The 20,448-nt window shown below is 69.0% G+C and carries 17 protein-coding genes; 10 read left to right on the top strand and 7 right to left on the bottom strand.

Going from position 1 to position 20,448, the window contains the following annotated elements; translation table 11 throughout:
* Positions 1–56 precede the first annotated feature (56 nt).
* The 4 genes from OG194_RS41870 to OG194_RS41855 form a co-directional block, all read right to left on the bottom strand.
* Positions 57–884: a DUF1963 domain-containing protein gene (locus OG194_RS41870; protein WP_327405933.1), complete on the bottom strand. Its 828-nt coding sequence runs from the start codon at positions 882–884 to the stop codon at positions 57–59.
* Between the two features lie 75 nt (positions 885–959).
* On the bottom strand, positions 960–1,835 hold the full coding sequence (locus OG194_RS41865) for a PhzF family phenazine biosynthesis protein (protein ID WP_327405932.1): 876 nt from the start codon (positions 1,833–1,835) through the stop codon (positions 960–962).
* A gap of 110 nt (positions 1,836–1,945) precedes the next feature.
* Positions 1,946–3,694, bottom strand: a complete 1,749-nt coding sequence (locus tag OG194_RS41860) for an esterase (protein WP_327405931.1) — start codon at positions 3,692–3,694, stop codon at positions 1,946–1,948.
* Positions 3,695–3,876: 182 nt separating this feature from the next.
* A complete protein-coding gene (locus OG194_RS41855; protein WP_327405930.1) occupies positions 3,877–5,565 on the bottom strand; it encodes a serine/threonine-protein kinase in 1,689 nt (562 codons plus the stop codon).
* Positions 5,566–6,076: 511 nt separating this feature from the next.
* Here OG194_RS41855 and OG194_RS41850 point away from each other — a divergent pair.
* Entirely contained in the window at positions 6,077–7,183 is a 1,107-nt protein-coding gene (locus OG194_RS41850) for a sugar ABC transporter substrate-binding protein (RefSeq protein ID WP_327405929.1), read from the top strand.
* A gap of 427 nt (positions 7,184–7,610) precedes the next feature.
* Here OG194_RS41850 and OG194_RS41845 read toward each other — a convergent pair whose 3' ends face one another.
* Entirely contained in the window at positions 7,611–8,081 is a 471-nt protein-coding gene (locus tag OG194_RS41845) for a hypothetical protein (RefSeq protein WP_327405928.1), read from the bottom strand.
* A gap of 363 nt (positions 8,082–8,444) precedes the next feature.
* Here OG194_RS41845 and OG194_RS41840 point away from each other — a divergent pair, with 363 nt between their 5' ends.
* The 3 genes from OG194_RS41840 to OG194_RS41830 all read left to right on the top strand — a co-directional run bounded on the left by OG194_RS41840 (position 8,445) and on the right by OG194_RS41830 (position 11,990).
* Positions 8,445–8,801: a DoxX family protein gene (locus OG194_RS41840; protein ID WP_327405927.1), complete on the top strand. Its 357-nt coding sequence runs from the start codon at positions 8,445–8,447 to the stop codon at positions 8,799–8,801.
* A gap of 1,030 nt (positions 8,802–9,831) precedes the next feature.
* Positions 9,832–11,013 carry an MFS transporter gene (locus OG194_RS41835; protein WP_327405926.1) on the top strand — a complete coding sequence of 394 codons (1,182 nt, stop codon included), beginning with the start codon at positions 9,832–9,834 and terminating at the stop codon, positions 11,011–11,013.
* A 161-nt stretch (positions 11,014–11,174) separates the two neighbouring features.
* On the top strand, positions 11,175–11,990 hold the full coding sequence (locus OG194_RS41830) for an SAM-dependent methyltransferase (RefSeq protein WP_327405925.1): 816 nt from the start codon (positions 11,175–11,177) through the stop codon (positions 11,988–11,990).
* Between the two features lie 49 nt (positions 11,991–12,039).
* On the opposite strand, the gene OG194_RS41825 is transcribed toward OG194_RS41830, so the two are convergent.
* Positions 12,040–12,930, bottom strand: a complete 891-nt coding sequence (locus tag OG194_RS41825; RefSeq protein WP_327405924.1) for a helix-turn-helix domain-containing protein — start codon at positions 12,928–12,930, stop codon at positions 12,040–12,042.
* Positions 12,931–13,280: 350 nt separating this feature from the next.
* Here OG194_RS41825 and OG194_RS41820 point away from each other — a divergent pair, with 350 nt between their 5' ends.
* The 6 genes from OG194_RS41820 (at position 13,281) to OG194_RS41795 (ending at position 19,476) form a co-directional block, all read left to right on the top strand.
* Positions 13,281–14,372, top strand: a complete 1,092-nt coding sequence (locus OG194_RS41820; protein WP_327405923.1) for a sugar ABC transporter substrate-binding protein — start codon at positions 13,281–13,283, stop codon at positions 14,370–14,372.
* A 68-nt stretch (positions 14,373–14,440) separates the two neighbouring features.
* Positions 14,441–15,532, top strand: a complete 1,092-nt coding sequence (locus OG194_RS41815) for a mandelate racemase/muconate lactonizing enzyme family protein (RefSeq protein ID WP_327405922.1) — start codon at positions 14,441–14,443, stop codon at positions 15,530–15,532.
* A complete protein-coding gene (locus tag OG194_RS41810) occupies positions 15,529–16,593 on the top strand; it encodes an ABC transporter permease (protein ID WP_327405921.1) in 1,065 nt (354 codons plus the stop codon). Before OG194_RS41815 ends, OG194_RS41810 begins: the two co-directional genes overlap by 4 nt.
* A complete protein-coding gene (locus tag OG194_RS41805) occupies positions 16,590–17,633 on the top strand; it encodes an ABC transporter permease (RefSeq protein WP_327405920.1) in 1,044 nt (347 codons plus the stop codon). The genes OG194_RS41810 and OG194_RS41805 overlap by 4 nt, the downstream gene beginning before the upstream one ends.
* Complete coding sequence (locus tag OG194_RS41800; RefSeq protein WP_327405919.1) at positions 17,630–19,156, top strand: sugar ABC transporter ATP-binding protein; 1,527 nt, start codon at positions 17,630–17,632, stop codon at positions 19,154–19,156. Before OG194_RS41805 ends, OG194_RS41800 begins: the two co-directional genes overlap by 4 nt.
* Positions 19,153–19,476 (top strand): L-rhamnose mutarotase, encoded by a 324-nt coding sequence (locus OG194_RS41795; RefSeq protein WP_327405918.1) that lies wholly within the window; start codon positions 19,153–19,155, stop codon positions 19,474–19,476. Before OG194_RS41800 ends, OG194_RS41795 begins: the two co-directional genes overlap by 4 nt.
* Positions 19,477–19,516: 40 nt before the next feature.
* Here OG194_RS41795 and OG194_RS41790 read toward each other — a convergent pair whose 3' ends face one another.
* Positions 19,517–20,245 (bottom strand): GntR family transcriptional regulator, encoded by a 729-nt coding sequence (locus OG194_RS41790; protein ID WP_327405917.1) that lies wholly within the window; start codon positions 20,243–20,245, stop codon positions 19,517–19,519.
* Positions 20,246–20,448: the final 203 nt, after the last annotated feature.

Genomic DNA, 20,448 nt, shown 5'->3' with positions numbered 1-20,448 from the left:
GCGGGCGACCGCTACTCCCCCACTGGGCGTGGCCTCCGTCCAGCAGTGACCGGCGATCAGCACTGCTGCTCGTACTGGAGCCCGGCATACTCCCGGGCGGCGATGTCCTCCCGTGTGCCCACGATCAGGTTCATGGTGAACACGTTGTGGTCGATCGCCTGCCCGGCCAGCTGTGCGAGCAGCACGAGTTCGCCGGTGTCCGGGGCCATGTCCCACGGGTCGGAGAACCCGCCGATCTGGACGCAGACGCCGGGGCGATGCCCGCCGAAGGCCAGGTCGCCGACGGCCTCCTCGAAACTGTCCAGCGCGTCCGGGGCGCCGTCGCCGTCGCCGTTTCCGTTGCCATCGAGGAACGCGCTGATCTGCGGGCCCCCTTCCCACTCACCGTCGAAGGTCAGGCCGGGCACGGGGTACAGGGTGCGTGGCTCATAGACCCTGATCTCCCCGGCCTCACCGTCGAGTTCGTACGACGCGGGGCGCTCCGCGGTGCGTACACCGGCAGGTATGTGGAGCACCGCGGACGACTCCGGCGGGTACTCGATCTCGGTGAAGAACAACAGGTGCCCATCGGCGGGCAGTTCGATGTCCAGGACACCGTGAGGCAGGGCAGCGCAGTCGACACTCAGCACCAACGGCTCCCTCCCGTCAGGCCAGTTCACCCCGTCCGGCAGGGCGGGAAGCCCGCCTGTCCGTGCGGCGGGGCGGGCGGTCTCCCGACGGGACTCGGGCACGTCGTCGTACGGCACCAGGTAGAGGCACGGCCGCGCCCGGGCCATCAACTCCCGTACGACGGGGGCGGGTACGCCGTATTTGGCGGCCGTCTCAAGGAGGAGAGTCTCGTCGATCGATGTCATGACCGGGATGGTGCCATGGGTCACTGACATGTCGCGGATCGTCGCAGTACGCCGACATGGACTGGCTGGGCGAGCGGCACGGGAGCCTTCTGCGTTGCCGGCGCTTCAGCCGATGCGTGTTCCCGCGCCGCCGACGCGGACCCGCGGGTCGCCCGCGCGGAGCGTGACCGTGAGTTCGCCGGGGCGGCCGAGGTCCTCGCCCTGGTGCAGGGTGAGGACGGCGGCTTCGGGGACCAGGCCGAGTTCACGGACGTACGCCCCGAACGCGGCCGCCGCGGCGCCGGTCGCCGGGTCCTCGACGACGCCGCCGACGGGGAACGGGTCGCGGACGTGGAAGACGGTGGCCGACTCGCGCCACACCAACTGGACGGTGGTCAGGTCGAGTCGGTGCATCAGGGTTTCGAGGCGGGCGAAGTCGTAGGCGAGGTCCGCGAGTCGGGCGCGGGTCGCCGCCGCGAGAACGAGGTGGCGGGCGCCCGCGAAGGCGATCCGAGGCGGGAAGGCGGGGTCGAGATCGGCCTCCGGCCAGCCGAGCGCGGCGAGTGCCTCCGTGAGGTCGGTGGCGGTGATGTCCTCGATGTGGGGTTCGACGCTGGTGAGCGTGGCCCGGAGTGTCCCGCCCTCCTCGACCACCTGTACCGGCACGGTTCCGGCGCGTGTCGCGAACACCAACTCCCCGGGGCCCACCCGTTCGGCGAGCGCCACGGCGGTCGCGACGGTGGCGTGCCCGCAGAACGGCACCTCGGCCTTGGGGCTGAAGTACCGGATGGTGTACGCCCTCCTCTCCTCACCGCCGAGGTCCTCCGGGGGCGCGGTCAGGAACGCGGACTCCGAGTACCCGAGGTCGGCGGCGATGGCCAGCATGGCGCTGTCGTCCAGAGCGGTGGCGTCCAGGACGACGCCCGCGGGGTTCCCGCCGGCCGGGTCGCTGGAGAAGGCGGTGTATCGCAGGATCTCGGGGCGTGGCGCGCTCGTCGTCATGACCGTGGCAACCGGGGTGGGGCCGCGGCCATTCCCGCACGTGAGCGGAGACGGAACCGGGCGCCCGACCAAGCCTGGCGGTCGGGCGCCCGGGGTGTCCTGGCCGCCGGTCACTTCTTGACGACGGACTCCACCCAGCTGATGAAGTTCGTCGTGGAGTCACCGGTGCGCTCGGCCATGGTGTGTCCTTCGGCCCACACGGTGGCGAAGTCGACGTCGCGGATGCCGTAGTTCAGCAGGGCCAACTGGACGTTGATCTCGGTCGTGTTGGCCGTGTCGCCCTGCATGATGCCGGTGCGGATGCGCCAGTGCCGCGCCACCTGCGACCGCCGGTAGCCGTCGAAGGCGGGCGAGAGGAAGTACAGCGGGTTGTACGCGTCGCCCCGCCAGGCCATGTCCTTGCCGACGCTGTCCTTCTTCGCGAAGTCGCTGTCGTAGGCCGCGGAGCCGTAGGCGGAGTCCCAGTCGGAGTACGTGGCGTACGTCGCCTCGTTCGCCTTGATGACGTCACGCGTGAGCGGCGCGAAGTGCGACGGGACGTTGAGTCCCATCGCGAAGACGCTGTTCTCGCCCTGCCCTCGGGAGTATCCGTCGAACGCGCCGACCGGCTTGTTCGCGACCTTCTGGTTGTTCACGAAGCCTTCGAGGCCGGACACCGTGGCGGTGTTGGTCGTGGCGTCGTAGGTGACCCAGGTGCTGTCGGTGTTGAGGTAGGCGACGTAGTCGGCGACCGTCTCGTACGTGGTCGAGGTCCCCGTCTGGCCCGATCCGGGCGGGCCGCCCTGGGTCGTGATCGTGTACGGGAAGGTGTTGTCCGACAGGAAGTTGTTCAGCGAGGTGGTGATCACCCCGATCAGGTGGTCGTGGTAACTGCCGGACAGGTACGTGCCGTTGCCGGACTCGGTCAGCTCCAGGCGCCTGCCGTGCTCGTCGCGCAGGCCCAGGCGGTTGAGGTATTTGGGCCAGGCCTTCGCGAGGTCCGCCGAGTAGGCGCTGGTCCACGTGCCGGACGCGCGCGTGCTCGTGGAGGCGAACTGACCCATGTTCCACTCGTAGGACAGGTTGGCCTCGGCGAGATTGGTGATCGGGCACCAGGCCATGACGCCGGCGACCGCGTCGCTGAGGGGCCGGCCCTGGGCGTCCTCCATCGCCGCGCCGATCGTGCGCAGGTACGGGTCGAACAGGGGGCTGTCGCCGGACGCGCCCGCCACGGTGTCCTGGGCGCCGCCGCCGCTCATGCCGAACAGGACGATGTCGTCCGTGCTGCCGGGCAGGACGCTCCGGTTGTAGCGGAGGAAGCGGACCGCGGCCTTGAGGTCGGTCACGCCCCAGGGGGCCGCGTCGGAGCGGGTGCTGGTCGAGCTGTCCCGGCCGCGCAGGCCCGGCCACACGTAGACGAGCCCGGCCTCCAGGTACGCCGACACGCTGGTGTAGCTGTACGACGTGGCCGGCGCCTGCTGGGCGTAGCCGGGGGTGTTGACCGGGATCACGATCGGCGCCGTGCGTCCCGAGTACTGGCCGACGGTGCCCTTCGGGTTGGCCTTCGCGGTGTACGTGGTCCCGTCGCTGTTCGCGGTGGCCGTCAGATAGGCGCCGGGCACATAGATCGACAGGTTCTCGTAGTCCGTCGCCGCCGGGTTCGCGACGTACACCTTGCCGATCTGGTAGTACACGTCGTTGGTCGAGTCGTACGACCAGGCGGTGGGGTCGAGCTCCAGCGAGTACGCCGAGGACGTGCTCGACGAACTGCCCGACGACGAGGTGGCGGCGAACGCCGTGCCCGCCGTGCCCTCGGCGACTCCGAACGTGGCCAGGGCTGCGACGCCCGTGGCACTGCGGATGACCGTTCTGCGGTTCATGTCCACCCGTGGACCTCCTTGTACAGCGAGTTGCGTGGTCACAGCCGTACTTGGGCACCACCCCGGCGACGCCGCGGGCAAGTCTGGCTGTGCGGCTCATACGAGTCCCAGACTGTAGGCCGGGACCCTGAGCCGGAGCCGGGAATTGTTAACAATTTCGATGATAATTTTGTTAGAAGACGTCAGCGCGCCGACAATTCGGTCGCGGTGAAGCGCTCGAAACCCGCGTGATAGGCCGTGCCCCGCGGGTCGGTGGCGCTGTAGTGGAAGGCGGCCACACCGCAGCCCCGCGCGTCGAAGGCGTTTCCGGTGTACGCGGCGACCCGGGTGCCGTTGACGGCTAGCTCGACCTTGATCCGACCCTCACCGGCGGAGGAACAGGTCATCGACATGTCGATCTGTCGCCGGCTCTCCACCTTCAGGCCCAGGTCAGCGAGGTTCACCTCGACGACCCGGTCGTGCTGGAACTTCCCCTTGAACCTGAACTCCCGGACGATCAGGGCTTCCTGATCCGTCGTCAGGTAGGTCGCCCAGCGGGAGCCCTTCCAGTAGTTCCCCGAGCCGTCGCACCACAGTCCGACCCCGCCCTCGCCTCCGTACCACTCCGTCTGGGTGCTCAGCCGTACGGCGAACGAGGACGGCTCGAAGGGCGCCTGCGGCCACACCTCCAGCTCGGGCCTGGGATCCACCAGCATGGTCCCGCCCTGGTGCGTGATCTTCGCCAGGGTCGGGTCCTTGTACGACCAGTCGCCCGAGTCGGTCAAGTCGTCGGTGTACGAGAGGAGTTGGGAGCCGGCGGGTGCCGTCGATCTCCCGGACGACGAGGACGCCGAAGCCGAGGAAGTCGAGTGGGTCGAGGGGGTCGAACCGTGAGCCTGTGGGCCGCCCTCCGTCGCCGATCCTCCCGAGGTGGTGCTGAGCACGATGGCGAGCAGCAGGGCCACCGCGGCGCTGCCGGCCGCGAACCCCCATAACCGCAGTTGCTTGGCGCTCAGGCCGGAGCCCGCGCCGCCGTTCCCGGGGCCGGGCGGAGGTGGCGAGGGCGTACGCGACTCCGTCCGGGCGCCGTCCACCTCCGTCGCCTCCGCGAGCCGGGTGACGAGCTGGGCGGCGGTGGGGCGTGCCGCCGGGTCCTTGCGCAGGCAGTCGGCGATGACCGAACGGACCGGCTGCGGTACGGCGGTGAGGTCCGCGTCGCGGGTGCACACGGCAACGAGGACCTCGTAGTCGCTCTCCCCGGCGAAGGGGTGCCGCCCCGTGGCGGCGAAGTACAGCGTGCCGCCGAGGGAGAACACGTCGGAGGCGGCGGTGACCGGGAACGACTTGACCTGCTCGGGCGACATGTACGCGGGCGAGCCGAGCACGCTGCCCGGTGTGGTGAGCGCCGACTCCAGCGAGCGGTCGTCGCGGGCGATACCGAAGTCGATGATCCGCGGTCCGTCCGGGGAGAGCAGGATGTTGGACGGTTTGATGTCCCGGTGCACGACGCCCACCCGGTGCACCTGCGCCAACGCGTGTGCCACGGCCAGCCCGAGGGACTGGAGCCGGCCGGAGGGCAGCGGACCGCCGGCGGCCACATGCTGCTGGATCGTGGGTCCTTGGACGAACTCGCTGACGATGTAAGGGTGTTGTCCGGACAGATCGGCGTCGAGGACACGCGCCGTGGCGAGTTCGCCGACCCGGCTCGCCGCGCCGAACTCCCGGCGTACACGGGCGAGCGCGACCTCGTCGTACTCCATGCCGGGCAACAGGAACTTCACCACGACCTGCCGCCCCATCCCGTCCCGGGCGAGCCACACCACTCCCTGTCCGCCCCGGCCGAGTTCGCGCTCACAGACGTATCCACCCGACAACCGCTTCCGCGGATCCATGCCCCCGCCCCCAGCCCCGCCCCCGGTTCATGGCCGCCTTTCAGCGTATCGGCAACACCCGGCCCCGACAGGCCTCTTGGCCAGTCACGGGTGCCCCGCTTCGACCAACTCCCCGTTACCGCAGGTCACTTCTCGCAGCTGTACCCAACACCCGCCACAACGGGCGCGGTCAGGACGTCCGAGAGACAGCGCTTCCTCCCTGCGCCCCGCGAACGTGGCCGGATCAAACCGGGTCACCGAAGCCGTCACAACCTCTCCCCGTGATCACCACCCCGTCCACATCAAGGAAGTGCGACGGTGACGACCGGAGACAGGAATCGCACAGGCGAAGGAGTAACTCGCGGTCGCGCAGGCCGAATCGAAGCCGTCCTGCCCCCGCGGACACAAGGGCCAAGCCCCCCTCGCCCGGCAGCCACCTCTCACCGGACATCAACGCCCCCGAATGCCACCCCGCTCCCCTCACACTCGAAAGGCGCCTCACGTGAGCGCTCCCGCCCTTTGCGGAATCCCCGTGCGTCATCTCGCGACAGCCCTGACCGCCTCCGCGTCAGCGCTGGCACTCACCGCGTGCGGCGTCGTCGACGGAATCGGCGGAAGCGAGGGCTCCGCATCTCCGAAGAAGGGCGACGACATCACGGTGGGACTGCTCCTGCCCGACAAGGACACCGCGCGCTTCGAGGCCTTCGACCACCCCGTCATCACGAAGGAGGTCGCCGCGCTCACCAACGGCAAGGGCAAGGTCGTCTACGCCAACGCCGAGGCGAGCCAGGACAAGCAGAGCCGGCAGTTCCAGCAGATGGTGGACCAGAAGGTCGACGTCATCCTGGTGGACGCGCTGAACTCCAAGGCCATCGCGCCGGAGGTCCAGAAGGCGAAGGACGCCGGCATCCCCGTCATCGCCTACGACCGCTTGGCGGAGGGCCCGATCGACGCGTACGTCTCCCACGACAACGAACTCGTCGGCGAGATCCAGGCCCGCGCCATCATGACGGCTCTCGGCAGCAAGGCGGCGTCCAGCGAGATCGTCATGATGAACGGCGACCCCGCGGACACGAACTACGCGAAGTTCAAGGACGGTGCCCTCGGCGAACTCAAGAACAACGTCAAGATCGCCAAGGAGTACAACACCGACAAGTGGTCGCCGGCTGTAGCCGAGGCGAACATGAAGAACGCGATCAAGGCCGTCGGCCTCGACAACATCGCCGCGGTCTACGCCGCCAACGACGGCCTGGCGGGCGCCGTCATCAAGGCCCTGAAGGACGCGGGCGCCACCAAGATCCCACCGGTGACCGGCCAGGACGCGAACCTGGACGCGGTCCAGCGGATCGTCGCGGGCGAGCAGTACATGACCGCGTACAAGCCGTTCCCGGAGGAGGCCACCCGCGCCGCGGAGATGGCTGTGTACAAGGTCCAGGGCCGCGACATCCAGTTCGACTCCCTGACCCGCGACACGGTCGACAGCCCCACGGAGAAGAAGATCCCCACGATGCTGGTCCCGGTGGTCGCGCTCACGAAGGACAACATCAAGGACACCGTGATCGCGGACGGCATCTACACCGTCAAGGACATCTGCACCCCGGAGTACGCGGCGGCCTGCGCGGCGATCGGGCTGAAGTAGCGGCCACGCTCGCAACGGCTCCAGGCCTACGGCGGGATCAACAACCCCCAGGCACAAAGACACTGACACCCGGGGACCGAGTAGCGGCAGGGCGACGGCCGACGGCACGGCAGCGCCGGGGACTTCGTGGTCGCGCGCGGAATGGAGGCACGAGAGGCTCCCCGCGTGCGGGTGGAAGGGCTGCGGGAGGAAGTCGCCCCGTTGGCCGGGGTGTTGGAGGCCGCCGACACCACCGCCGCGACCGAGGCTGAACAGGAAACCGCGCCCGCGCCGCTGCCGAGATCCATCACGCCACCTGGGCGCCAAGGATTGCACCGCCTCGCAGCCGACGGGCAACGTCTCGTAGCCCCGGGCATGACTGGTCCCGGCCGCGGTCCACGGACAGCTGCCTCTCGCGAGGCAGCTGTCCGTGGACCGCGGCTATGCCCTACTGCAAGAGCCAGTGCGTAGCCTCGTACCCGATGTTGGGTGAGTTCGTGCATGTGCTGGAAGTGGAGACCTCATACCAGCCACCCCAGGTGTTGGTTGCATAGTCAAGATAGCTGCAATAAGAACTACTCGTCGTGACGACCTTGACGGCTTTTCCAATGTTCTGAGCGTTCTGGGAAATGCCGTCGTAGATGTCATAAGCATTTGCGACATACGAGGCACGGCCGTTGCCCGGCATCTCGTACCACGTGTCGGCGGTCTGCCATGTGTGCCAAATACTGCCGGACGGCGCGACGCCAAAGCATTCGCTTTCGCCTCGGTCCCAGTCCACCAGGAGAAGCCAGTTGGCGTTGAAGTTTCCTGTTTTCCCGTAGCAGGTGCGCTCCACAGCCGAAGCGGGCGATGCGAGTGTGCCCAACAGGGCCGCCAGTGCAACGGCGAGGACGAACGGCAGGCGAAGTACCTTCACGTGTTTCTCCCGTATTCGGAAACCACGGAAACTGGCTCTTGTCGTCTTATGGTCGTCGATCTGAGTGCACGCCAGACAGTAGCGGCAGACGCCCCAACAAATATCGAACGACAAGTGAACAGCCTCACCCCAAGTCGCCCACGTGGCCCTGCACGACGTCGAACTCGCCTAGTCCACAGGTAATGGCCCCACGTGTCCCAGTTCCAAAGGGCAGGGTGTCACCGGTCAGCGCGCCCGTTCCCGACCAACGGCGCGCCGGACTGGCGACTCATGTCACAAATCGAGTCGTTGGACCCCTCCAAGAGAACGGCATCCTCCGATGGAGTGCCCGGCCACACAACTCCCCACAGAAACGGAGAAAGCGTGTTCACCGCCTACGTCACGGTCACCGTCATCGGCGCGGTCTTCAACGGTGCCGCCGCCGTCACCTACCTGATCGGCCACGAATACCCCAAGGCCCAGGCGGACATGAAGGGCATACCCCGGAAGTGGGTCCCCGTGCTGGGCGTACTGCTGGCTGCGGGCACCACGGGCCTGCTGGCCGGGCTCGCCGTGCCGCTCCTGGGCACCCTCGCCGCCTCCGGCCTCGTGCTGTACTTCATCGGCGCGATCATCGCCCACCTGCGAGTGGGCTCACGCGACATCGTGGGCGGAATCGTCTTCCTCGCCACCGCTGCCGCCGCTCTGGCCCTCGGCCTGGCCGACCACGGCCCCTGGTAACCCTCGGGCCCAGAAGTTCCGCGTCCGTACACCGCGACTGCCGTCGCCCGTCCTGACGGCACCGGATGGTCGCTGCTTGAAGCGTGTCCGCCAACAGGCAGGGCCACGTGATCCGGCTGGCGAACTCCGGTGCCCTGGCGGGCCACTGGTGGTGACTGCGGAGAGGGAAAACCCGGTGCCCAGCGACGACTTCACCTCGATCACCGTGTTCCGCGCCCTGGAGGTGGGCAGGTGCCGCGGGTGAACCTCCGGAACCAGCAGGTGAGTTACTCGCTTCCTGGTGTCCGGACCGGGACTACCGGACCGCGTTCGCCGGACACCGGGTGAGGTGGACCGAGCGGGCGAGGGTGTCATCGAGGACGAACAGACGGGGGCCGTGCTGTCGTCGCCTCCGGCCCTGTTCCGGATGCGCAGTGCGGATCATGGAGGGCCCCGGAGGCGACGCGATGGCATACCCGAGGCTGACGAAACCGGCTCTCGCATCAGACCCAGATGGTCGGCAATGCGGCTGATCCGCAGCGGCCGTCACCAACCGGACGACGGAGGGGATCCCAGCCAGGTCGGGCCCGCATCCCCGTCCTGGCGCCGCCTGTGCCTGGATCGGAGCAATACCCCGTGGCCACCATCACGACGCCCACCAACCCTCACCCCCTCACCGGCGTGGCTGCCCGGGCCACCGAACTCGACCCCGCCGGCGGAGGCGGTGCGCGCGGCGGCCGGTGACTCGCCGGCCTCTCCCCCGGTAACCGTCCGCCTGCTCAAGCACGGCCAGGTGTGGCCGGATTCCTGAGCCGTGCGGCGACTACATCAGAGGCAGGGGCAGGGGCAACGCACAGGGCGACTTGAGAGAAGGTGTCTGCGGGAAGAGCCCTAATACCCCTCGAAGAGAGCTGCACAACGAAAACCCGAGCCCCATCGCAACCCCTGAGGGCCGGCGACCTACGCCCGCCGACTCCCCCTTGTCCCTGTAGGAGGATCCCCCTAGCCTGAATTTGTGCCGCAAATAAACAAACCCCGAACGCACAACGCCGTGCCGGGCACCCCCACCGACCTGACCCGCCTCCGGATCACCCTCACCGCGTTCTTCGCCCTCGACGGCTTCATCTTCGCCGGCTGGGTCGTCCGCATCCCCGCCATCAAGGAACAGACCGGCGCATCGGCCAGCACCCTCGGACTGGCGCTTCTCGGCGTCTCCGCCGGCGCCGTCATCACCATGATGCTCACCGGCCGCCTCTGCCACCGCTACGGCAACCACCAAGTCACCGTCGCCTGCGCCGTGTTGCTGTCGCTCAGCGTCTCCCTCCCACCGCTCACCCACTCACCCCTCACCCTCGGCCTCGTCCTCCTGGTCTTCGGCGCGGCCTACGGCGGGATCAACGTCGCGTTCAACAGCGCGGCGGTCGACCTGGTCAGGGCGATGCGGCGGCCCATCATGCCCAGCTTCCACGCCGCGTTCAGTCTCGGCGGCATGGTCGGCGCCGGGCTGGGCGGACTGGTCGCCGGGTTCCTGACCCCGACCCAGCACCTGTTCGGCCTCACCCTGATCGGCCTGCTCGTCACCGCCGTCGTAGGCCGCAATCTGCTGCGCCTGAAGCCCCCGGCACTCCCCGAGGACACGGCCAAGGACTCCCCGAAGCAGGAGACCGCCCCCCGCCGCCTCAACCCCCGTACCCGCGGCCTCGTCTTCACCTTCGGTCTGATCGCCCTCTGCACCGCCTTCGGCGAAGGCGCCCTGGCCGACTGGAGCGCTCTGCACCTGGAGCAGGACCTCGACGCCACCGCAGGCGCCGCCGCCATCGGCTACTCCTGCTTCGCGCTCGCCATGACCGCCGGCCGGCTCACCGGCACCCGGCTGCTCGAACGGCTCGGCCGCACCCGCACCCTCGTCTCCGGCGGCACGACCGCCGCCCTCGGCATGCTGCTCGGCGCGCTCGCGCCCACCCTGTGGGCTGCCGTCCTCGGATTCGTGATCACCGGGCTCGGTCTCGCCAACCTCTTCCCCGTCGCCGTCGAACGCGCCGGCACCCTCGCCGGCCCCGACGGCGTCGCCATCGCCTCCACCCTCGGCTACGGCGGCATGCTCCTGGGACCGCCCGCCATCGGCTTCATGGCCGACTGGTACTCCCTCCCCGCCGCCCTCACCAGCGTGGCCGTGCTCGCCACCGTCGCGGCCCTCATCGGTTTCCTCACCCGGCACGCGGCAGAGGGCTGATTCCACGTCACCGGGCGCAGCGAACAAGCCAACGAGCAGGCCGGTACGTGCAGTTGGGGCCGACGAGGCACACGAGTCGCGCCATGGGGGAATAACGTGGGTGTCCACGGCCGATCTTCGACGGTTCCGTGGTTCTCACCGCCGTACGCACAGGAGCTTCCATGACCGACGCGGCAGACAACTCCGAGCAGGATCCGCTCGCCAGGTTCGACACCACCGTGCCGCAGTCGGCCCGGATCTGGAACTACTGGCTGGGCGGCAAGGACAACTACGAGGTGGACCGTGTCGCCGGTGACGCGTTCCGCGAGATCTTCCCCGGCATAGAGACCGGCGCCCGTGCCGCCCGGTACTTCCTCGCCCGCGCCGTCCGTCATCTGGCCGCCGAGGAGGGCATCCGGCAGTTCCTGGACATCGGCACCGGGCTGCCCAGCGTGGACAACACCCACGAGATAGCCCAGCGGGTGGTCCCCGAGTGCCGCATCGTCTACGTCGACAACGACCCGCTGGTGCTGGCCCACGCCCGCGCGCTGCTCACCAGTTCCCCGGAAGGCGTCACCAACTACGTCGACGCCGACCTGCGCGACCCGGTCACCATCGTCCGTGAGGCCGGCAAGACGCTGGACTTCGACAAGCCCGTCGCCCTCATGCTGATGGGCATCCTGGGCCACATCGAGGACTACGACGAGGCACGCGCGATCGTACGGCGCCTGGTGGACGCCCTGCCTTCGGGCAGCTACCTCGTCCACTACGACAGCACCGACACCAGCGAGGCCTACGTCGACGCCATCCGCCAGTACAACGAGGGCGGTTCGATCCCGTACATCCTGCGCAGCCCCGAGCAGATCGCGGGCTTCTTCGAGGGCCTGGAACTGCTCGAACCGGGCGTGGCCTCCTGCTCGCGGTGGCGCCCCGACGACAGCGCCTGGGGTCTCCCCGCGGAGGTGCACCAGTACGGCGGTGTCGCCCTCAAGCGCTAGAGCCCGCCCGGCAGTTCAAGTCCTTTGAAGGATCACTTCTCCTGAAGGATCACGTCTCCTGAAGGATGCGATGCAGGATCGTCGGAGTCTCCTCCGGCGATTCCGCCTCCACCACCAGGCGGTTCATGACGTCCCAGTAGCACTCGATCTCGGTCGGCCGGTCGGGGTAGAGGGCGGTGACCCGCTGCTCCAGGTAGACCATGTCGGGCAGCCGGCCCCCGGGCAGCCGCAGGATGGTGACCGGCCCGGCCTCCCCCGCGTGCCCGCCCGCGAGGAACGGCATCACCTGGACGGTGACCTGCGGCAGTCGGCAGATCTCGATCAGATGCCTCAACTGGGCCCGCATCGTGCCGATTCCGCCCACCGGGCGACGCAGCGCCGCCTCGTCGATCACGGCCCAGAGCTGTGCCGCGGGCCGCCGCCGCAGAATCCGCTGCCGGGTCATCCGCAGCTTGACCCGCCGGTCGAGTTCCGCACCGCCGGCGCCCGCGTGGGCGAGTCGGAGCGAGGCGCGCGCGTAGTCGGCGGTCTGCAACAGGTGGGGAACGCGCTGGACCTCGAAGCAGCGGACGAGACTCGCCGCCTGTTCGGCCCCGAGGTAGGCCCGCGCCCATGTGGGGACCACGTCGTTGAAGTGCTGCCACCAGGCAGGGGAGTTGGCCTCCTCGGCGAGGGCCAGCAGGGTGGCTCGCTCGGCCTCGTCCGTGACGCCGTAGAGCGTGAGCAGGTCGGCCACGTCGCGCGGCTTGAAGCGGTGGCGGCCTGCCTCCAGGCGGCTGATCTTGGAGCGGGAGGCGCGGATGGCCTCACCGGCGACCACGCGGGCGATGTCCCGGTCCTCCCGCAGTTCGCGCAACCGCGCGCCCAGCACCAGCCGCGGCACCACGGGGCCGGCCGACAGCCCGTCCAGCGGCGTGGTTAAGACCTCATCGGAACCCATGCGCAAACTCCCTGCGGTGAACTACCCCTGCACGCCCATGAGTTGTACGTCTGTGACGTGCACGCCCGCGAACGCTGAAGCCAGTCATCCTAGAGGGCTTCGGGGCACGCGATCTTCGAGTTGCCGGAATGATCTATACCTTTACGGCCAGGCCGACACGTAGGTATTTCCTATACGATTTAACGCAGGGCCAGGTCACAAGAACGGCACAGGAGCGGGCCGCTGGAGTCATAAACTCCCTGCCTACCCGACCAGTTCGTGCCGCAGACCTTGACGCGCCCGGCTTCCTCCTTCACGATCGCCGCATCGATTTCCTATCTGATTCCTATCTGAATCCGCAGGGGTGGGTCATGCGCTTCCCAACCAGATCTGTCCTGCCCGGAGTTGTCGCGGTCGCGCTGCTGGCGACGGGGACAGCGGCCTGTACCTACAAGAACTCGGGTGCGCAGTCAGGCAGTCAGGCCGCACCGGCCGCGCGTACGGGCGCCGGCGCCGACCTCGTGGACGGCTCCAAGACCAAGGTCGCCCTCGTGCCCGGCGGCGCCCACCCGTACTTCCAGCCTTGGAAGACCACGGGCGTCGCCGCGAAGAAGACGTACGGTCTCGGAGCCGTGGCCTTCGACGAGACGGCCGAGTGGGACCAGCAGAAGCAGAACAACCTGCTGTCGACGCTCGCGGCGCGCGGCTACAACGCGTTCGGTGTGTTCGGCGTCTCCCCCACCGACATCAACTCGACCTTCGCCGACCTCAAGTCGCAGGGTTTCCCGGTGGCTTCACTGGGTTCGTGTCCCGCGGGCACCAAGGACGAGGCCGACTTCTGTCTCTCCACGGACGTCCAACTCGCCGCCTACAAAGCCGCGAAGGCGGCGATCGCGGCCATGGGCGGCAAGGGCACCCTGGTCCACCTCACCGGCAACAACGTTGACGCGAACACCCAGTTGAGGATCAAGGGCGTCGCCCAGGCCGTGAAGGAGTCGGGCGGCAAGGTGAAGCTCCTGCAGACCATCACCGACATCGACACGGACCTGCAGACCGCGCAGAAGGCGGTGTCCGACCTGATGGCCGCAAAGGGCAGTCAGATCACGGGAATTGTCGCGACCGCCTACAACCCGGCCGTCGCAGCGGCCGACGTCGTCAAGTCGTCCGGGTCGAAGGCGAAGGTCATCGCGATCGACGACGACGCCAAGATCCTCAGCGGCATCAAACAGGGCACGGTCACCGCCACTGTGGTGCAGAACCCGGTCGGCCAGGCCGAGATAGGGATCTGGGCGCTGGCGCTGCTCCAGACGAAGCAGTGCACGGTCCGTTCGCCCGGGGTCGAGGTGGACTCGGGTTCGTTCGTCGTCACCAAGGCGAACGTCGCCGGCTACGACAAGGCGCGGCAGGCGAAGACCGCCGACCTGAAGACGCGGTTCGCCGACAAGATCCTCTCCTGCGGCTGAGGCCGACCACCCCTGACGGCCAAGCACCGCTGACGGCCAACTCCCCCGACAGAAACCGGAATTACCGAATGAGCAGCATCATCACGGCCGCGACCGCCAGGCTGGCCGACATCGCCGTCGAGCAGAACCGCACCGACGCGGTGCAGTCGTTCGTCAAACAGGAGACGGTCCTGGTCGACCTGGAGACGGCGGACGGCCTCGCGGGAACCGGCTACTCCTACACGATCGGCACCGGCGGCAGCTCCGTACTCGCCCTGCTGCGCGACCACTTGCTGCCCGCACTCGTCGGACAGGACGCCCGCAACATCGAGGCGCTGTGGCAGCGGCTGTTCGCGCTGACCCGCTCCACCACCACCGGAGCCATCACCTCGCTCGCCCTCGCCGCCGTCGACACCGCCCTGTGGGACGTACGGTGCAAGCGCGCGGGCGAACCGCTGTGGCGGCTGGCCGGCGGTCACCGCCAGGAGGTGCCGGTCTACGACACCGAGGGCGGCTGGCTCCATCTGAGCGCCGAGGAACTGGTCAAAAGCGCCCTGCGCGCCCAGGAGTTGGGCTGGGCGGGCGTCAAGATCAAGGTGGGGCGGCCGCACCCCGCCGAGGACGCGGAACGGCTGCGCGCGGTCCGCGAGGCCGTCGGCCCCTCGCTGCACATCATGACCGACGCCAACCAGTCCCAGACGGCGTCCTCCGTGCTCCGGCTCGCGGCGGCGCTGGAGCCGTACGACCCGTACTGGCTGGAAGAGCCGCTGCCCGCCGACGACATCAGCGGGCACGCACGGCTCGCGGCGGCGACCCGCATCCCCGTCGCCGTAGGCGAGTCCATGTACTCGCTGATGCAGTTCCGCAGCTATCTGGAGGCCGGTGCCGCGTCCGTCGTGCAGGTCGACGCCGCGCGGATCGGTGGCATCACCCCGTGGCTGAAGGTCGCGCACCTCGCGGAGAGTCACAACGTCGCGGTCTGCCCGCACTTCCTGATGGAGCTGCACGTCAGCCTCGCCGCCGCCGTACCGAACGGCCAATACGTCGAGTACATCCCGCAGTTGAGGGCGGTGACCCGCACCGAACTGACCATCCGCGACGGCATGGCCGTAGCCCCGGACGTACCCGGCATCGGCATCGACTGGGACCCGGACGCGCTGGACGACCGGAGGGTGGCATGACGACGTCGGTCAGCCCGCCGGACACCGTCCCGGAGGAGAGGACGGCCACGCACCGCATGCCGTTCTGGGTCAACCAACGACTCGGCCTCCTGGTCCTCGTCATCGCGCTCAGCGTCCTGTTCGGCGTGCTCCGACCGGCCTTCCTGGACCAGCAGTTGGTGCTCTTCCCACTCCTCCGCGACATCGCCACACTCACCGTGGTCGCACTCGCGCAGATGGTCGCCCTGTCCGTCGGCCACATGAACCTCGCGGTCGGCCGCATGGCCGCCTTCGGCGCCATGTTCGCGGGTCTCGGCTACGACCGTCTCGGCGTCCCCATGCAGGTGGGGCTGCTGATGTGCCTGGCCGCCGGGGCGGCGATCGGCGCGGTCACCGGCTGGCTCATCGCCCGTACCGGAGTAAGTTCCTTCGTCGTCACGCTGGCCATGGACTTCGCCCTCCTGGGCCTGGTCTCCCTCATGTACTCGTCCCTCACCGACGACGCCGCCTTCACCACCCACCCCGCCGGCATCGACGCCCTGCGCTCCTACTCCCTCGCCGACATCTGCGCGGGCCCCATCTGCGGCTCCCCGGCCGTCCCGCAGATCGCCCAGTTCACGGTCCTCGCGATGCTCGCCCTCGGTTTCCTCTACGGCTGTACGCGCATCGGCCGGGAACTCCTGCTCACCGGCGCCAATCCGGCCGCCGCGGAGCTGTCCGGCATCCCCACCGGGCGCCGGGTCCTGCTCGCGCACACGCTGTCGGGGCTGCTCGCCGCGCTGGCCGGGTTCATGGCGGCGGCCGGCACCGGCACGTTCCGCGCCTCCATCGGCGACGACTTCATGCTGCCGTCCTTCCTGGGCGCGGTACTCGGCGGCACCCTGCTCACCGGCGGGGTGGTGTCGGTGCTGGGCACGCTGCTCGGCACCGCGCTGGTCGGTGTGATCCGCAAGGGGCTCGACCTGCTCGGCGTCGGTCTGGAGAGCCTGAACATCTATCTCGGCTGTGTCCTCCTGCTGGCCCTGTCGGCCGACCGGATCCGCGCCGTGGTGTCCTATCGCAAGGTGGTGCGTTCGACATGAGCCGCTTGAACGTGACGCTGGGGCAAGGGAGTTGGGGCGGCGAGGTGCTGCGCCGGTTCTCCCGTTCCACGGCGGCGCTGCTGCTGTGCGTGGTCGTGGTGGGCTATGTGGCGCTGGGCATCGCCTCGTCGGGCGCGTTCTTCGAGGGCCCCTCGGTGCGGGTCTTCCTCCAGTACCTGGCCACTCCCATTCTCATCGGGCTGGCCCAGATGGTGGCGCTGTGCGTGGGGCAACTCAACCTCGCCGTCGGCGCGTTGGGCGGCTTCACGGCATGCCTGATGGGCGTCCTCATGGCCGACCACGGGGTGCCCGCCGGAGTCGCCGTGATCGTGGGCCTGTTGACGGCGACGGCCATCGGGCTGGCCACCGGTGTCGCCATTGTGGGCACCCGGATCAACGGGTTCATCGTCACCCTCGCGACGATGACGATCCTCCTGGGGGCGCAGTACCGGCTCACCGGCACCCGTACCGTCGACGGCTATTCGCGCACCCTGCGCGACTTCGGCACGGCGGCGCCGCTGAACATCCCGCTCGTCTTCGTCACCGCGCTCGTCGCGGCGGCGCTGCTGGCGGCGTTCATGTACCGCACGGTCGCGGGCCGACGGCTCCTCGCCGCTGGCGGCAACCCCCTCGCGGCCCGGCTGTCCGGCATCTCCACCGACCGGCAGATCGTGGTCGCGCACACCCTGTCCGGGCTGCTGATCGGAGTGGCCGCCGTGACCGCCACAGCTTCGTTGCCCGGCGTCAACCGCAGCGTCGGCGGCGACTGGCTGCTGCCGAGCTTCGCCGCGCCGATCATCGGAGGTGTGGCGCTGACCGGCGGTTCAATCGCCGTACTGGGCACGGTACTTGCGGCCTTCGTGACGCGGCTGATCGACGCCACGCGCGCCCAGTTCTCGCTGGACCCGAGCTGGGTGAACCTCCTCATCGGCCTGGTCGTGCTCGGCACGGTCGCCGGTGGCCGGCTGCATCAGACGCGCCTGGAGAAGTCCGCGACGACCGACGGCGCCGTCCTGCCGCAGACCGGAGGTGCCCAGTGAGCGGCACGGTTCTTCTCGAATGCCAGGACCTGGTCAAGGTCTTCCCCGGTGTGCGGGCGCTGGACGGCGTGGGGCTACGGCTGAGCGCCGGCAGCGTGCACGCGCTCCTCGGCGAGAACGGTGCCGGCAAGTCGACCCTCATCAAGGTCCTCACCGGCGTCCACTCCCCCGACGGCGGCCGACTCACCTGGAACGGCCAACAGGTCCATCTGCGCTCGCCGTTGGAGGCGACCCGCACCGGCATCGGAGTCGTCCACCAGGAACGCAACCTGATCCCGGGCTTCTCGGTGGCGGAGAACATCACCCTTCAGAACCCGCCCTCCCGCCGCGGCCTGGTCGACCGCGAGGCGATGACCGCACCCGCCGTCGCCTGCCTCGCCGAACTCGGCGTCGACCTCGACCCGCAGCGGCCGGTACGTGAACTCTCCGTAGCGCAACAGCAGTTGGTGGAGATAGCCAAGGCCCTCTACACCGAGAGCCGGGTCCTGCTGCTGGACGAGCCGACCGCGTCCCTCTCCCCGCAGGAGACGGAGCGCCTCTTCGAGGTGATCCGGCGACTGGCCGCCCGCGGCGCCTGTGTCGTCTTCGTCAGCCACAAGCTGGAGGAGGTCTTCGCGGTCTGCGACACCGTCACCGTGCTGCGCGACGGCAAATCGGTCCTGGAGTCGTCTCCCCTGTCGGACCACACCCACGACGACATCGTCCGCCTCATGGTGGGCCGCGCCCACGCGGCGACGGAGATGCGCCCCCGTACGGTCGACCGCTCCGCCACCCCAACTCTCGTACTGGACAAGGTCTCCACGGCCGGCGGACACCGTGACATCAGCCTGGAGGTCCGGCCCGGCGAGATCGTCGGCCTGTACGGACTGGTCGGCGCCGGACGCAGCGAGTTGGTCAAGGCGGTGCTGGGCCTGGACCGGATCACGGGCGGCGAGGTCCGGGTGCACGACAGCCCGGTCCGCATCACCTCACCCCGCCAGGCCCTGCACGAGTTCGGCATCGGCTACGTGACCGAGAACCGCAAGGAGGAGGGCGTCTTCCTTGAGCAGCCCATCGTCCGCAACATCACGGTGACGGTGTGGAAGAGACTCGCCAAGGCACTCGGGTTCGTGTCGGCACGCGAGGAACGGGACGTCGCGCAGGACCTCGTCGACCGGCTCGGCATCCGCGTCTCGGGGCTCGGGCAGAACGCCGGTGAACTCTCGGGCGGGAACCAACAGAAGGTCAGCCTCGCCAAGTGGCTTGCCGCGGACACCAAGTTGCTGGTCATCGACGAGCCGACGGTGGGCGTCGACGTCCGCACCAAGCGCGCCTTCCACGAACTGATCTGGGACCTGGCCCGCGACGGCCTGCCCATCCTCCTCATCAGCAGCGACCTCGCGGAGATGGTCACCTTCGCCGACCGCATCGTCGTCATGACGGACCACCGCATCCGCGGCGAACTCGACAACGACCGCGACTACGACCGCATGAGCGGCCGGGTCATCCGCCTGATCCACGACCGCGACGCGGTGCGCTCGTGAAGCGCGTGGCCCAGGTCATCGCCGTACACCCCGAAAAGCTCGACGAATACCGGGAGTTGCACCGAAACGTGCCCCAACCGGTGCTCGACCGCATCCGGCGCAGCCACATCTCCAACTACTCGATCCATCTGCTGGGCGACCGCCTGTTCAGCTATTTCGAGTACCACGGCGACGATCTCGCGGCGGACCTGGCCCTGATGGCCGAGGACGAGGCCACCCGGCGGTGGTGGGAACTCACCGCCCCCTGCCAGGTGCCCGTGCCGGAGGCGGCGCCCGGCGAATGGTGGGCCACGGCGGAACAGGTGTTCTTGATGGAGTGAGCGGGGGCAGACTCCCAACTCCGTTGTCTACGGCGTCCGTTCAGGACCCGGACCCCTCGCCGTCCTCGATCTGCCGCTCCAGGCTGCGTGTGAGGTGCTCCGTCATCGCCTCGGCCGCCCGTTCCGGGTTGCGGCGCAGAACGGCACGGACGATCCGCTCGTGCTCGGCGACGGTCGGCCCCCAGGCGCCGACCACCTTGCTGAGCCGGAAGATGTGCAGATGCGCGTGGAGCCGTTCCACCGCGTCCGCCAGCAGCGGTCGGTGCGCGGCCTGTCCGATCGCCTCGTGGAAGCGCTGGTCGAGGGCGGCGAAGTCGCGGTAGGACGCGTACCGTTCGTTCGGGCTCGGGTGGGCCTGCATCTGCTCGACGATCCGCTCAAGGCCGTCGAGTTGTGTCTCGGTGGCGTTCACGGCGGCGAGTGCGGCTGTCCTGGGCTCCAACAGCAGGCGCATTTCGAAGAGTTCGTCGAGACCCTGACGGGTGAGCAACTGTGTGGCCCGGTATCCGGAGAGCGCCCGCTTCACCACCAGACCGTCGGACTCCAGCCGGGCGAGCGCCTCGCGTACGGGAGTTGGCGAGACCTTCAGGGTGCGGGCGAGGGCTTCGATGCCGACGCGGGCGCCGGGGGCGATCTCGTGGTCCATGACCATCGCCTTGATGCGCTCGTACACACTGTCCGACAGCGCCTGCCGGACGGGCGGCACACTCCGCTCGTCACCCTCGCCCTCGTCCGGGGCCCCGGCCGCGGAAGGACTGTGCGGCGGCATCCCGACTCCTTCTCAAGGCACTTGGCGTTTTCCTCAGTTTACCCAGGTAGACGGGGTGAGCGGCCCGCGCGCGGAACATCGCCGGTTGCGCGGCGAACTGTCCCTCGTGCTGGCGGGAGTTCCGCCCCTGAGCCTGCCGTGCCGGACGGAGGGCGCAGGCATGCCGCTGGGGTCTTGGCGTGCGTGAGGTGTTGATCCGGCCC

This window comes from Streptomyces sp. NBC_01288 (assembly GCF_035982055.1).
Classification (GTDB): domain Bacteria; phylum Actinomycetota; class Actinomycetes; order Streptomycetales; family Streptomycetaceae; genus Streptomyces.
The sequence above is the reverse complement of the archived record's forward strand: the minus strand, read 5'-3'. Positions and strand labels throughout refer to the sequence as shown.